Annotated in this window: 10 protein-coding genes; 3 read left to right on the top strand and 7 right to left on the bottom strand. The window is 70.7% G+C overall.

Annotated features, from left to right (window positions below; translation table 11 throughout):
- The first annotated feature begins 12 nt into the window (after positions 1-12).
- Positions 13-3,618, top strand: coding sequence for a DEAD/DEAH box helicase (locus tag ACFPZJ_RS12010; protein ID WP_381020379.1), 3,606 nt, complete (start codon positions 13-15; stop codon positions 3,616-3,618).
- A 529-nt stretch (positions 3,619-4,147) separates the two neighbouring features.
- On the opposite strand, the gene ACFPZJ_RS12005 is transcribed toward ACFPZJ_RS12010, so the two are convergent.
- Together ACFPZJ_RS12005 and ACFPZJ_RS12000 are read right to left on the bottom strand one after the other, a co-directional pair.
- Positions 4,148-5,476: a class I SAM-dependent RNA methyltransferase gene (locus tag ACFPZJ_RS12005; RefSeq protein ID WP_381020377.1), complete on the bottom strand. Its 1,329-nt coding sequence runs from the start codon at positions 5,474-5,476 to the stop codon at positions 4,148-4,150.
- 55 nt (positions 5,477-5,531) lie between these two features.
- Positions 5,532-7,574 (bottom strand): APC family permease, encoded by a 2,043-nt coding sequence (locus ACFPZJ_RS12000; RefSeq protein ID WP_381020376.1) that lies wholly within the window; start codon positions 7,572-7,574, stop codon positions 5,532-5,534.
- Between the two features lie 436 nt (positions 7,575-8,010).
- Here ACFPZJ_RS12000 and ACFPZJ_RS11995 point away from each other — a divergent pair, with 436 nt between their 5' ends.
- Together ACFPZJ_RS11995 and ACFPZJ_RS11990 are read left to right on the top strand one after the other, a co-directional pair.
- Positions 8,011-8,682: a potassium channel family protein gene (locus ACFPZJ_RS11995; RefSeq protein ID WP_381020374.1), complete on the top strand. Its 672-nt coding sequence runs from the start codon at positions 8,011-8,013 to the stop codon at positions 8,680-8,682.
- Positions 8,682-9,359, top strand: coding sequence for a potassium channel family protein (locus tag ACFPZJ_RS11990; RefSeq protein WP_381020372.1), 678 nt, complete (start codon positions 8,682-8,684; stop codon positions 9,357-9,359). Before ACFPZJ_RS11995 ends, ACFPZJ_RS11990 begins: the two co-directional genes overlap by 1 nt.
- Before the next feature lie 108 nt (positions 9,360-9,467).
- Here the strand turns inward: ACFPZJ_RS11990 and ACFPZJ_RS11985 are convergent, their stop codons facing one another.
- From ACFPZJ_RS11985 to dut, 5 genes are all read right to left on the bottom strand, one after another.
- Positions 9,468-10,295, bottom strand: a complete 828-nt coding sequence (locus ACFPZJ_RS11985) for a DUF3159 domain-containing protein (protein ID WP_381020370.1) — start codon at positions 10,293-10,295, stop codon at positions 9,468-9,470.
- Positions 10,296-10,298: 3 nt separating this feature from the next.
- Entirely contained in the window at positions 10,299-10,697 is a 399-nt protein-coding gene (locus tag ACFPZJ_RS11980) for an OB-fold nucleic acid binding domain-containing protein (RefSeq protein ID WP_381020369.1), read from the bottom strand.
- Positions 10,698-10,903: 206 nt separating this feature from the next.
- On the bottom strand, positions 10,904-12,115 hold the full coding sequence (locus tag ACFPZJ_RS11975) for an alginate lyase family protein (RefSeq protein ID WP_381020367.1): 1,212 nt from the start codon (positions 12,113-12,115) through the stop codon (positions 10,904-10,906).
- A 261-nt stretch (positions 12,116-12,376) separates the two neighbouring features.
- Positions 12,377-13,132, bottom strand: a complete 756-nt coding sequence (locus ACFPZJ_RS11970) for a DUF3710 domain-containing protein (protein WP_381020365.1) — start codon at positions 13,130-13,132, stop codon at positions 12,377-12,379.
- Position 13,133: 1 nt separating this feature from the next.
- The gene (gene dut, locus ACFPZJ_RS11965) at positions 13,134-13,724 is read right to left on the bottom strand and encodes a dUTP diphosphatase (RefSeq protein WP_381021280.1); all 591 of its coding nucleotides are present in this window, start codon (positions 13,722-13,724) and stop codon (positions 13,134-13,136) included.
- Between the last annotated feature and the right edge of the window lies 1 nt (position 13,725).

The following is a 13,725-nucleotide window of genomic DNA, read 5'->3' as shown; positions in this document are numbered from 1 at the left end:
GGACACCGCGGCGTGAAGGACTACAACGGCACCCTCCACCGGCTCGGCGAGGAAGTCCTCACCGACGGCGACGCCGCCCCGGGTCTGCGCGCCCAGCTGCGCTCGCACGTCCTGGGCGACCAGATCAGCCTCGAAGGCGCCCCCGTCGCCTACACCTACGACCTCGACGGCATGCGCAACGGCCTGACCCTCGCCCGGCTGGGACAGCTCACCCGCACCCCACGCGAACGCCGCGCCGATGCCGGCCCGCTGACCGAGATCGCCGAGGCGTACGCCGACCTCGCCGAGAGGTACGAGGCCGCGCACCCCCGACGCGTGGAGCTGCTGGCCATCGCCGCGACGATGTGGAGTCTGGCTGGCTACCAGGCCAACGCCGCCACCCTCGCCGTCGCCTTCACCCGCGAGGCACGGTCGCTGTTCGCCCTCGGCGAGCTCGAGGTCTTCGAGACGCCGACCACGGCCGCTCCGTACCGGATCGCCGAACTGACCGGAGCAGTCTTGCGCCGTGACCTCGACGAGGTCTCGCGCCTGGGCCAGCAGACCGCCGACGACCTTCGTGTCCTGGGCCAGCGGCTCCTGGGGGAAACCGCCGAGGGGCGGGCCGATGTGGCGGACGCCGCCGTGCTCGCCGCCTACGGCCTCGCCGGACGGGCCGCACGCAACCTCGCCGCTCTGTGGCGTACCGGCAACCGGTCCGCCGGCCACGCGGCCGTCGCCGACCTGCGCAAGGCCGCCTCCATCCTGCTGGACGCCTCGGTGGCCGACACCTGGACCCTGATCGACTCCCTCGCCCACGTCGCCGAGGACATCGTCGCCACCTCGCCCTGGCTGCTGCTGCGCCGCGCGGCCACCTGGGGCCGCCTGTGGGAGCACTACCTCAAGGCCCTGATCGTCGCCGAGCGGCCCGTCATCCAGGTGTGGCCCTCCCAACGCGCCGCCCTGGACGCCGGCCTGGTCGACGCCGCCGCGCGGAACATGGCGGTGACCATGCCCACCTCGGCGGGCAAGACCCACATCGCCGAGTGGGCCATCCTCCACGCCCTCGCCCCCCGGCCCGGCGACGAGAACCGCTGGTGGCTCGTCTCCCGGCTCGCCGTCTATGTCGTCCCCACCCGCGCCCTCGCCGCCCAGGTCGAGCGACACCTGGCCGACAGCCTCGAACTGCTCGGCCTGAGGGTCTCCTCCCTCTTCGGCGGCGCCGAGCACGTCCGCTACGAGATGCAGCTCCTGGACTTCACCGACGTCCTCGTCGTCACCAGCGAAAAACTCGACCTGCTGCTGCGCAACATGCCCGAACTGGCGGCACGCCTCGCCCTGGTCCTCGTTGACGAGGGCCACGCCATCGACCGCTCCGAGCGCGGACTGCGCCTGGAGATGCTGCTGACTCGTATCCGCCGCACCGCCCCGGCCGCCCGCCTCCTCCTGCTCTCCGCCGTCCTGCCCAACGGCGAGGACCTCGCCCGCTGGCTCGAACCCGCCGCCAACGCCACCAACCTCGCCAGCATCAACTGGTCGCCCTCGAGCCTGAGGATGGGGGTCTTCTCCTGGCGCGGCCGCGACGCCGACGGACAACAGGGCGCCATCGACTACGGCAACGGCGGCAACGGCGACTTCTTCCTCCCCCGCGTCCTGACCCGGCACAAGAAGCGCGTCAACCTCTTCCCCAGCGCGCCCAAGGACGTCGCCGCGGCCCTGGCCCTGCACTTCGACCGGCTCGGCCCCGTCCTCATCGCCCAGCCCACCAAGGTCAAGGCCCGCGCCGCCGCCAAGGCCCTGGGCGAGGCCCTGAAGAAGGAGGGCGCGCCGAAACTCGGCATGGCGGACGGATCCTTCAGCGCCGAGGTCGCCCGTCGGCGCCTGGAAGCCTCCGCCGAGATCGGTCGGCACATCGGCACCAGCCACGAGCTGGCCCTCATGGTCCTCGGTGGCTACGCCTACCACCACGCCGAGGTCCCCCAAGCCGTCCGCAACTGCCTCGAGCGCGCCTACCGCAATGGGGCACTCCGGGTCTTGTGCGCGACCAGCACCCTGTCCCAGGGCATGAACCTGCCCACCAAGACCGTCCTCGTGCCCGACACCTGGCGAGGCCAGGGCGAGCGGGTCAGCGTCCGCGACTTCTGGAACACCGCCGGGCGGGCCGGCCGCGCCGGCCAGGAGACCGAAGGCCACGTCGTGCTGATCGCCAAGGACTCCAGCGCCGCCCAGGAACTGCGCCGCCACTATCTGGACCGGGACAGGATCGAACCGGTCGTCTCCACGCTCGCCTCGCTCTACTACGAGCTGATCACTGCCCGCCTCGGCCACCGGCCAGGCACCGGCCAGGATCTCACGGCGCTGGACCTGGCCGACCCCGCCGGCGGACAACTGGCCGAGTGGGCCGCGGGACTGGACATCCAGCTCCTGGCCCTGCTCGCCGAGGAGGTCGTCGACACTCCCGACCAGCACCTCCTCGAGCAGGCCGCCCAAGCACTCCTCGGCGACACCCTCGCCGGACACCAACTCGGCGCTCAGGACTGGTCCTTGGCCCCGCTGGCCCGCTTCTCCGCCCGCCGCGTCGCCGCCATCGCCCAGCGACTGCCCGACCGGCCCGCACGCGCCGCGATCGTCCGCTCCGGCCTCAGCGTCCAGGGCGGCACCGACGCACTCGCCGCCGCCGAGCAGATCCAGACCGTCCTCGACGTACGACCCGAACTACTCACCGCCGAGCACTGGCCCCACCTGCAGCGCCTCATCCTGACCCTCGCCGCGGACGTGCACGAAGTCCAGCGCGGCATCCGCCAGAAGAAGGTCGCCGCTCCCGCACTTGTCCCCCTAGCCACCGACTGGATCGCCGGCCTCCCGGCGGCCGAACTCCACCAGAGGCACCACGGCAACCTGCTCACACTCGACATCACCGCGACGACCAGCGCGATCGACAAGATCATCGTCCAGGACCTCGCCTGGGTCGTCTCCGCGCTGCTCCAGATCCTCGAACTCCGCCGAGGCGTCCCCACCGAGGGCCACCTGGCCGCACTCCCCGCCATGATCAAATACGGGGTCGGCAGCCCGGCTGCCTGCTACGCCTCCAGCATCGGCATCCACGACCGCGCCACCGCGACCATCCTCGCCGCCAACTGCCCCTACCCGGAGCCGACTTTCCGCCAGTTCCTCGACTGGCTCAGCCAGCTCACCACCGACGAGATCACCACGCTCACTGACCCCGACACCGCCCGCCTCCTCATCCGCAGCACCGAGCGCCGAAGTCCCCGCGCCACCCAGGCCGCGATCCTCAGCGGCACCGGTACCTTCACCTGCCCCCTGCGCGGCGTCCGCCACAGCGGCAACGACGCCCACCTCGCGCAACTGCCGGCCGGAACCCCCCTCGACCTCGTCCGCGACCCCGGCAACGAGGCCGACCCGAACGCCATCCAGGTCCAGCACCAAGGAGTCTTCCTCGGATGGATCGCCCGAGAGATCGCCCGCCCGCTCGCCCTCGCTCTCGCTCTCGACGAGGACCCCACACCCCACATCTACACGCAGCTCGCCACCGACGCCCGCTCGATCGCGCAGCAGTACGGCGCAGACCAGCTCCACAGCCAAAACGCAGTCACCCTGACCATCATGCTCACCCCAAGATGACCCTCCGGCCACCCGCGTAAGTTCGGGTCTGAGTGAAGACGAGTGCGGCAGCACTTGACTGCATGCGCGAGACCCCCGGCGTCGGGCCTCCGTCCCGCGTAACCGTCGCAAGTCCGGAGTACACGCGTCTGCACAGCCTATACAAGGCGGAAAGATCATCCGCTGGCGCTGGGAGTCTCCTGGGACTTTTCTGGGACTTTCGGCTGCATCAACAGGCAAGAGCGTGAAACAACCGAAAGGACATTCCCGCAGGTTAGCGCCCCCTAATCACCCATCGCCGCAGGCCACAAAGCTGGCTGGTCTCTTCCGGGACATCTGATCAGCACGACTCAGTAGGTCCACGCTCAGCGTCGCCTGTCCTCGGCGCCCCATCGATGCTCGCCACCTTGACAGGGTCTGACCTGCCCGAAAAGGCGCCTGACGCCCCATCAGAACGAGCGTCAAATGAGCGTCACGAGCGTCATTTCAGCGTCAAGATATCGCCCGTACCGCCCACACCGCACATAATGCGCACGCACAAAACCGCAGGTCAGGCGCCCTTCGCGACCGGTTCAAGGATCGCCACGCACTCCACATGATGCGTCATCGGAAACAGATCGAACGCCCGCAGCGTCCGCACCCGGTACCCCCCGTCCCGGAAGTACGCCAGATCCCGCGCGAGGGCCGCCGGGTCGCAGGCCACGTACGCGATCCGGCGTGCGCCCAGGGACGACAGGTGCGCGACCGTCTTCCGGCCCGCTCCCGAACGGGGCGGGTCGAGGACGATGAGGTCGACCTCCGTGATGCCCGTGCGCGGCAGTACCGACTCGACCTTGCCCTGCTCGATGCGGACGCGGTCGAAGTCGGCGAGGTTGTGCCGGGCGTCCTCCACCGCGCGCTTGCCCGACTCGATGCCGAGCACCGCGCCCTTGTCGCCGACCCGGTCGGCGAGCGCTCCCGCGAACAGGCCGACGCCGCAGTACAGGTCCAGCGCCGTCTCGCCCTTGCGCGGCAGCAGGCCCTGCATGACCGCCGTCACCAGGGTGTCCGCCGCCTTCGGGTGGACCTGCCAGAAGCCGCCGCCGCCGACCCGGTGGGTGCGGCCGTCCGCGCGTTCGCGGACGAAGGGGCGGCCGTGGACGCGGTGGACGCCGCCGGAGCGTTCGTCCACGCGCATCACCGACACGGGGCGGTCCAGTTCCACCAGCGGCAGGCGCGCGCCCGGCTTCGGCGTGAGGATCACCTGGCGGTCCTGGGAGCCAGTCGCCGCGATCGCCTCGACGGAGTCCATGCCGGTCCAGTCGCGCTTCTCGATGCCGAGTTCGCTCACCCCGGGTGCGGCGATCATGCAGTGGTCGATGGGCTCTACCTCGTGCGAGCGGTGGCGGCGCAGGCCCGCCCGGCCGTCGGCGGTCACCGCGTACTGCACGCGCGTCCGCCACGCCGGGACCTGGCCCGCGGGCACCTTGTCGCCCTCGGCCGGGACCACCGTGCCGTCCCAGCCGGCCTCCTCGGGCGTGAGTCCGGCGAGCCGCTCCAGTTGCTCGGCGACGACCTCGGCCTTGAACCGGCGCTGGGCGCCCGGCTTGGCGTGCTGCCAGTCGCAGCCGCCGCAGCGGCCGGGGCCGGCGAACGGGCAGGGGGCGTCGATGCGGTCCTTGGACGCCTCCAGGATCCTCACCGCGTCGGCGCGCAGGAAGCGGGCGCCCTCCTCGCCCTCCGTGACACGGGCGACGACCCGCTCACCGGGCAGCGCGTGCCGGACGAACAGCACCTGCCCGGGGGACGTACGGGCGATGCAGTGGCCGCCGTGGGCGACGGGGCCGATCTCGACCTCGTACTCCTCCCCCACCAGCGACTTCCTCGGTTCTGCCTGCATGGTGGGGTGACTCCGCAACTTCACGAGAGGGACGGTCGGACAACAGCCCACCAGTCTACTGGGACGCGGAGGACTCCCTGTCCCGCTCCTGCGCCGGACCGCGCCGCACCGAGCCCGGCGCGTTCCACTCCTTGCGGGCGCGCCGCTTGGCCACCTCGGAGGAGGCCAGCTGGTACGGCACCGACGTCACCATGACGCCCGGCGTGAACAGCAGCCGGCCCTTCAGACGCAGCGCGCTCTGGTTGTGCAGCAGGTGCTCGTACCAGTGGCCGACCACGTACTCCGGGATGATCACGGACACCACGTCGCGCGGCGACTCCTTGCGCAGGCTCTTGACGTACTCGATGACCGGCCGGGTGATCTCGCGGTACGGCGAGTCGAGCACCTTCAGCGGTACGTCGATGCCGCGCCGCTCCCACTCGGCGCGCAGCGCCTTGGTCTCCGCCGGGTCGACGTTGACGCTGAGCGCCTCCAGGGTGTCCGAGCGCAGCAGCTTGGCGTAGGCGAGGGCGCGCAGCGTCGGGCGGTGGATCTTGGAGATGAGGACGACGGAGTGGACGCGCGACGGCCGGACGATGTCGTCGCTCGGGCCCTCGGGGGCCGCGATCTCCTCGGCGACGCGGTCGTAGTGCTTGCGGATCGCCGTCATCGTGGCATAGAAGATCACCATGCCGAGCAGGGCGACCCAGGCGCCGTGCGTGAACTTGGTGACGAGGACGACGACCAGCACCAGCCCGGTGAAGAAGGCGCCGAAGGCGTTGATCGCGCGGGAGCGGATCATGTGGCGGCGCTTGGCCGTGTCCTTCTCGGTGGCCAGGTGGCGGTTCCAGTGCCGCACCATGCCGGTCTGGCTGAGCGTGAAGGACACGAACACGCCGACGATGTAGAGCTGGATCAGGCGCGTGGAGTCGGCTCTGTAGATCCACACGAGCAGCATGGCCGCGCCGGCCAGCAGCACGATGCCGTTGGAGAACGCCAGACGGTCACCGCGGGTGTGCAGCTGGCGGGGCAGGTAGCGGTCCTGGGCGAGGATCGAGCCCAGCAGCGGGAAGCCGTTGTACGCGGTGTTCGCGGCGAGGAACAGCACCAGCGCGGTGGCCGCGGCGAGCAGGATGAACAGGATGCTGTCGGAGCCGAAGACGGCCTCGGCGACCTGGGCGATGACCGGGTGCTGCACGTAGTCGGCGCCGACCGGGACGCCGTTGTGGACCAGGTCGACGGCCGGGTTCTCGGCCATGCGGACGCCGGTCGCCCGGGCCAGCGCGATGATGCCGCAGAACATGGTGACGGCGAGCAGGCCCATCAGCGCGAGCGTGCTCGCCGCGTTCCTGGACTTGGGCTTGCGGAAGGCCGGGACGCCGTTGGAGATCGCCTCGACACCGGTGAGCGCGGCACAGCCGGAGGAGAAGGCCCGCAGGAGGAGGAAGACCAGGGCGAAGCCGGCCAGCCCCTGGTGCTCCGGCTTGATCTGGTAGTCGGCCGTCGGCGCCCGCATCTCGTCGCCGAGCACCACCCCGCGGAACGCACCCCACGCGATCATGGTGAAGACGCCGGCGACGAAGACGTACGTCGGGATGGCGAAGACCGTCCCGGACTCCTTGACGCCGCGCAGGTTCATCAGCGTCAGCAGCACGATCACGGCGATGGCGCAGAAGACCTTGTGCTCCACGACGAACGGGATCGCCGAGCCGAGGTTCTCGATGCCGGAGGAGATCGACACCGCGACGGTCAGGACGTAGTCGACGAGCAGGGCGCTCGCCACCGTGAGTCCCGCCTTCGGGCCGAGGTTGGTGTTCGCCACCTCGTAGTCGCCGCCGCCGCTCGGGTACGCGTGCACGTTCTGCCGGTAGGAGGCGACCACGGTGAACATCAGCACGACGACCGCGGCCGCGATCCAGGGGCTGAAGTGGTACGCCGACACGCCCGCGATGGACAGGACCAGCAGGACCTCGCCGGGCGCGTACGCCACGGAGGACAGCGGGTCGGAGGCGAAGACGGGGAGTGCGATGCGCTTGGGCAGGAGCGTTTCCCCCAGCCGGTCACTGCGCAGTGCGCGCCCGATGAGGATCCGTTTGGGCACGTCGGTCAGTTTGGACACAACAGAGGATCGTAAGCGTTCGAACGCGCGGTCGCCCACCCGCCACCCCACTTCGGCACCCGGCCCCCTCCGCGTCTGCTCTCCGGGTGAAATCACGGGCCGCCCCGGCTGCGGTTTCCGCAGGTGGCGGGGGTGCCGTGCCTATATGACACAACCCGATGACAAAACCCGTACGACAAACGTCCTTTCCCGGCCGCCGCCGCCCCGTGGAGGTTCCATGCACTCGACCGCAGAGCTGATCGGCGCCGCGGCCGCCCTCGTCGGCCTCGCGATCCTGACCCTCGCCAGCGTGCGCAGCATCAGCCGCCGCTGACCGTCGGGCATCGCGCGACCGTGCACGGGGCTCCCCTCCCAGGACCGTGCGTGTGTAGCTTGGGCGGCGGTCTGAGACCCTGTGGAAGACAGGTCAGCAACCCTTGACACCGGAAGGACGGTCGTGCACATCGTCATCATGGGCTGCGGAAGAGTGGGCTCCGCTCTTGCGCAGACCCTGGAGGAACAGGGGCACACGGTCGCCGTGATCGACCAGGACCCCACCGCCTTCCGCCGCCTGGGCTCCTCGTTCGGCGGCCGCCGGGTCACCGGAGTCGGCTTCGACCAGGACACGCTGCGCGAGGCCGGCATCGAGGAGGCAGGCGCCTTCGCGGCCGTCTCCAGCGGTGACAACTCGAACATCATCGCCGCGCGTGTGGCCCGCGAGATGTTCGGCGTGGAGAACGTGGCGGCCCGTATCTACGACCCGCGCCGTGCCGAGGTCTACCAGCGCCTGGGCATCCCCACCGTCGCCACCGTCCGCTGGACCGCCGACCAGATGCTGCGCCGTCTGCTGCCGTCGGGCGCCGAGCCGCTGTGGCGCGATCCCACCGGCGGCGTCCAACTCGCCGAGGTGCACACGTCCGCGTCCTGGGTCGGGCACAAGATCAGCCGACTGCAGGAGGAGACGGGCGTCCGGGTGGCGTTCCTGACCCGGCTCGGCGAGGCGATCCTGCCCACGTCCCAGACGGTGCTGCAGGAAGGCGACCTGGTGCACGTGATGATGCGTACCGACGAGATCGACAGGGTCGAGGCGGCGTTCGCCAAGGGTCCCGAAGGGGAGGGCGGTCACTGATGAGGGTCGCCATTGCCGGAGCCGGGGCGGTCGGCCGCTCGATCGCGGGCGAACTGCTGGAGAACGGGCACGAGATCCTGCTGATCGACAAGGCGCCGACCGCCATCTCGGTCGAACGCGTCCCGCAGGCCGAGTGGCTGCTCGCGGACGCCTGCGAGATCACCTCCCTGGACGAGGCGGCGCTCCAGCGCTGCAACGTCGTCATCGCCGCGACGGGCGACGACAAGGTGAACCTCGTCGTCTCGCTCCTCGCCAAGACCGAGTACGGCGTGCCGCGCGTCGTCGCCCGGGTCAACAATCCCAAGAACGAGTGGCTCTTCAACGAGGCCTGGGGCGTGGACGTCGCCGTCTCCACGCCGCGCCTGATGTCGGCCCTGGTCGAGGAGGCGGTGAGCGTCGGCGACCTGGTACGCCTGCTGCGCTTCAGCCACGGCGACGCCAACCTCGTCGAGCTGACCCTGCCGGAGGAGTCCGCCCTGGCGGGCACGCAGGTCGGTGACGTGGAGTGGCCCGAGGACACGTCCCTGGTCACCATCATCCGCGGCACCCGCGTGCTGACCCCCACCCGGGACGACTCCCTGGAGGCCGGCGACGAACTCCTCTTCGTGGCCGCTCAGGCCCGCGAGGAGCAGCTGGAGGACCTGCTGTCGGTCCGGCGCGAGGACTCGGCGAGCTGAGCCTGCCGCAGCCTGACAAGGAAGAAGGGCGCCCGGAGCGGTCCGGGCGCCCTTCGCCGTCGTGGCAGCGTGGCGCGTGCATACGGTCACGCTGGGCGACCGCCCGCCTCACTGCTTGCGGTGCCTGGCCCTGGAGTCGGCCGAGCGCTCGTCGGTGCCGTCCGCGAGACGGTGGAGCGTCTCGTCGACCATGGGGTCCATCGCCCTGGCGAACGTCTCCGCCGTGCGCTGCCGCTCCTCCTTCTCCCGCTCCGCCTTCTCCGCGGCCTCCATCTCGGCGAACACGTCGATCGGCGCCGGTGCCTTCGCCAGGAACACCCAGGTCAGCCACACCGCGAGCAGGAACGGCGGGATCTTCAGGGCGACCAGCACCCAGCCCAGCTGTGTGGTGTCGGCCCACCAGTACAGCGGGAACAGGATCGCGCACTTGGCGAGCAGGATCAGGCCCCAGGCCCAACTGGCCTTGGCGTACGCCTTCTTGCGGCCCGGGTTGCGGGTGCGCCAGGAGAGGTTCTCCTTGAACACCGGGCCGAGGATCAGGCCGATCAGCGGCACGCCGCACAGGGTGGTGATGATGTACGCGAGTCCCAGGCCCAGCGTGTACAGCATGCCGGGCAGGTAGAAGTCCTTCGCGTTGCCCGTCATCATCGCGAAGACCACACCGAAGGCGACGCCGAACACCCCGCTGAAGGCGTGCTTGACGGTGTCCTTCATGGCCAGCCGGACCACGACCATGATCAGGGACACGGCCAGCGCGGCGATAGCCGACAGGTGCAGGTCCTTGTCGACCGTGTAGATGGTGACGAAGAGGAGGCCGGGCAGCACCGTCTCGACCATGCCCCGCACCCCGCCGAACGCCTCGAACAGCGCGGCCTCCGTCACCGCCCGGGCGTCGTCCGTGGATGTGTCTTCGGTCGGCTTGTCGAGGGACGTCACCGGCTACTCCCGTCCGAGGGGTCTGAGTTCGTACTTGGGGTTGAACAGCACCCGGCGGCCCCGGCTCATCGAGATCCGGCCCGATGCGATCAGCTTGCGCCCCGGTTCTATCCCCGTGATGGAGCGCCGGCCGAGCCACACCACGTCCAGCGCGGCGGAGCCGTCGAACAGCTCGGCCTCCAGGGCCGGGACTCCGGCACGCGGACGCAGGGTGACCGTGCGCAAGGTACCAGTAACCGTCACGATCTGCCGGTCCTGGCAGTCGCCGATGCGTATGCAGCCGGCGGTCTCGGCGTCCTCCCGCAGTTCCTCGGACTCCAGGTCCTCCTGCGACGAGGAGAGCCGGTCGAGCATGCGCCGGAACCGGCCCACCGGCTTCTCGGAACGAGGAACAGCACTCATACCTCGAAGCGTACCGGGATGCGCCGACAAGCCACGTACCCGCCGGGCTCCGCATCGAACCGGCGTTTGCCGGCCGGGCGAGCGCCTGACCCTGTCGAAGCGGTAGCCCGTCCCCGGCTCGGTGACTTCACCGGCTCCAGCCCCTGCGCCCCTCCCCGTGAACCGGGCTCCGGTATCACCGTCCGGCGCCCGGCCCGGTGACCGCGTCAGGCGGGGTTGTCCCCGTGGGTGAGGGTCTCCCAGGCGACGAAGAGGTTGTTGCTGCCGGCGGGGCGGCCCTGCACGGTCAGCGTCGCGGTGTTGGTCATGGCGTGGCCGAGGCGGTTAGCGAGCGCGTTGTGGCCGACCTCGGTGACCGGGCCGAGCCCGAGCTTCAGCGAGCCGCCGCACAGCCAGCTGGGGACGGCGGCGCCGAGCTGGTACTTGGCGTGGAAGCCGAGGCCGTGCCGCAGCCGCTCGCCGACGTCGGTGCCGTACAGGTCCTGGCCCTGGATCCGGCTGGTCTCGGCGATGTGCGAGATGGCCGACAGGCCGTAGCCGGTGTGCGTGAAGTCGCGGCAGGTCTCCTGGCTCAGGCCGGTGACGAAGGTCGACTGGCCCTGCCAGTAGCGGACGACCTTCTCCCGGGTGTCGAGGTTCTGGCTCGGCACGGTCTTGGGCAGGTCGCCGTCGGAGGCCAGGTAGACGTAGGCGGCCGTGCGGGTGCGGAACGTCGCCATGGCCTTGTCGTACGACGCCCTGTCCTCCAGGAACACGGAGATGCCGACGGCGGCCTCCATCATCGACAGCTCCCAGTTGCCGTTGGAGTGCGAGCCGTTGATGACGTCCGGGAGGTAGACGGTGCGGAGCATGGTGGCGAAGCGGCCGGAGTTCGCCCAGCTCCCCGGGTACGTGTACGTGATGATCTCGGCGGCCTTCGGCCAGGAGGAACCGGCCCAGCCGGTCTGCAGGGGGGCGTTGCTGTTGGTGTGGTCCTTGATCACGGCCGACCAGGCGTCCATCAGTTCGATGGCCTTCCTGGCGTGTCGCTCGTCGCGGGTGACGTACCAGGCCAGGGCGTGCGTGTAGGCGGCGATCGCGTCCTCGCGCTCGTCGGTGCAGCCGTGGTTGGGGTTGGAGTAGGAGCCGCACTCGACGATCGCACGGGGCTTGGGGGTCCGGCCGAGGTCGGCGTACTTGCTCGCCATCATCCGGTCGAAGGCGCCCTTCCAGGGCTGGGTACCGGCGTTGACCTTGCCGCGCGCGAAGTCCAGTTGCGCCTTCGAGACGGTGACGCCGGGGTGGACGAAGGTGGCGGGGGCGGCGTCGGCACGATCGCCGTCGGCGCGGAGCAGGAGCGTGCCGACGAGCGCCGTGGCCAGGGCGGCGAACAGCGCGACGCGGAATCGGCGTCGGTGACGTTCGGGAGCAGGTGACATACGGGGCCATCCGTTCTCGTACGTGAACGATGAGCGCGTTTTTGAACGCGCGGGGATGGCCGGTGACGTTAGGTACGGACCAATACGCCGTCAAGGGGTCGCGCACGTACGACGCTCGGGCAGCCCCGCGCGTCATGAAGAAGAAACGCGCCGCGAAGAACGCGCCACGGCAGACCCCGAGAGCCGCGGCGGGCCACGGGCCCGCACAGGCGTGAAAAAGGGCCGCACCCGTCGGGGTGCGGCCCTGTCGCGATCGTGCGCCTAGCGGACCTCGGTGATCTCCGGGCCGCGCTGGAGCTGGCCCATGCCTCCGGCGAAGCGGGAGCCCTCCTCCTGCTGGACGCCCTCGGGGACCATCTGCGCGTCGTTCGGCAGCTTGAGGACGATCGGGTCGCGAGGTGCCATCGGACCGTCGCCGCGGACCACGACCGTGTCCCGGAAGATCTGCTCCAGCAGCCCGGCGGCCTGCGGCTGGACCGCGCCCTGACCCGAGATCACACCGCGCAGGAACCAGCGCGGGCCGTCCACACCGACGAACCGCACGACCTGGAAGCCGCCGGTGCCGTCCGGCAGCTGCACCGGCACCTGGGCGCGCAGCTCCCAGCCCAGCGGCCCCTCGACCTCGTCGATGATGCCGCCCTGCTGGGTGATGCCGGCCGCGATCTCCTCGCGCACCTCGCCCCAGATGCCCTCACGCTTGGGAGCGGCGAAGGCCTGCAGCTGGATCGCGCTGTCGCGCAGCACGACCGTCGCCGCGACGATCGCGTCGCCCGCGACCTCCACCCGCAGCTCCATGCCCTCGACACCCGGCACGAACAGGCCACCCAGGTCCACCCGGCCCTCGCCGGGGTCGCGGACCTCGGAGCTGTCCCACGGCCCGTCGGGCCGCGGCGCCGGCTCGAGCCTCAGGCGCTCGGCCTCCGCTTCGTCCGCCTCAGTGTCGACACCGTCGACGACCTGCTCGGCCTCGCCGGCCGCGTCCTCGGCGGCACCCTTCTTCTTGCGACGTCCGAACACGTCACTGTCCTTCCCGGTCGGATACGACCGAAGCGTATCGATTCCCACCCGTTGTACCGCCCACGGCGGCTTGACCGCTTGTGCCGCTTGTCCCGCTCGTTCCGGCCACCGCGGCATGGCCGCCGGTGGACCCGAAGCCCCCCTCGGCCCGCGCCGAGTCGGGAAGCTCCGCGACCTCCTGGAAGCGGACCCTCTCGACCTGCTGGACGACCAGTTGGGCAATCCGGTCGAAGCGCTCGAACCGCACGGGCTCGCGCGGGTCGAGATTCACCACGATCACCTTGATCTCCCCACGGTACCCGGCATCAACCGTCCCCGGGGCATTCACGAGGGCGACGCCGCAGCGGGCGGCCAGGCCGGATCGCGGGTGCACGAAGGCCGCGTACCCCTCCGGCAGGGCCACAGACACCCCCGTGGGCAGGACGGCCCGTTCACCGGGCCCGAGTGCGCAGGCCTCGGTGGTGCGCAGATCGGCCCCCGCGTCACCGGGGTGCGCGTACGTCGGAAGCGGTACGTCCGGGTCGACGCGCCGCACGAGCACCTCGAGGTGCCGGCGGGGCTCGCGACCGAGGGGGCTGCTGACGGGGCTCATG

It is taken from the genome of Streptomyces bullii, assembly GCF_042657145.1.
Classification (GTDB): Bacteria; Actinomycetota; Actinomycetes; order Streptomycetales; family Streptomycetaceae; genus Streptomyces; species Streptomyces bullii.
This window is presented reverse-complemented; position numbering and strand designations above follow the sequence as displayed.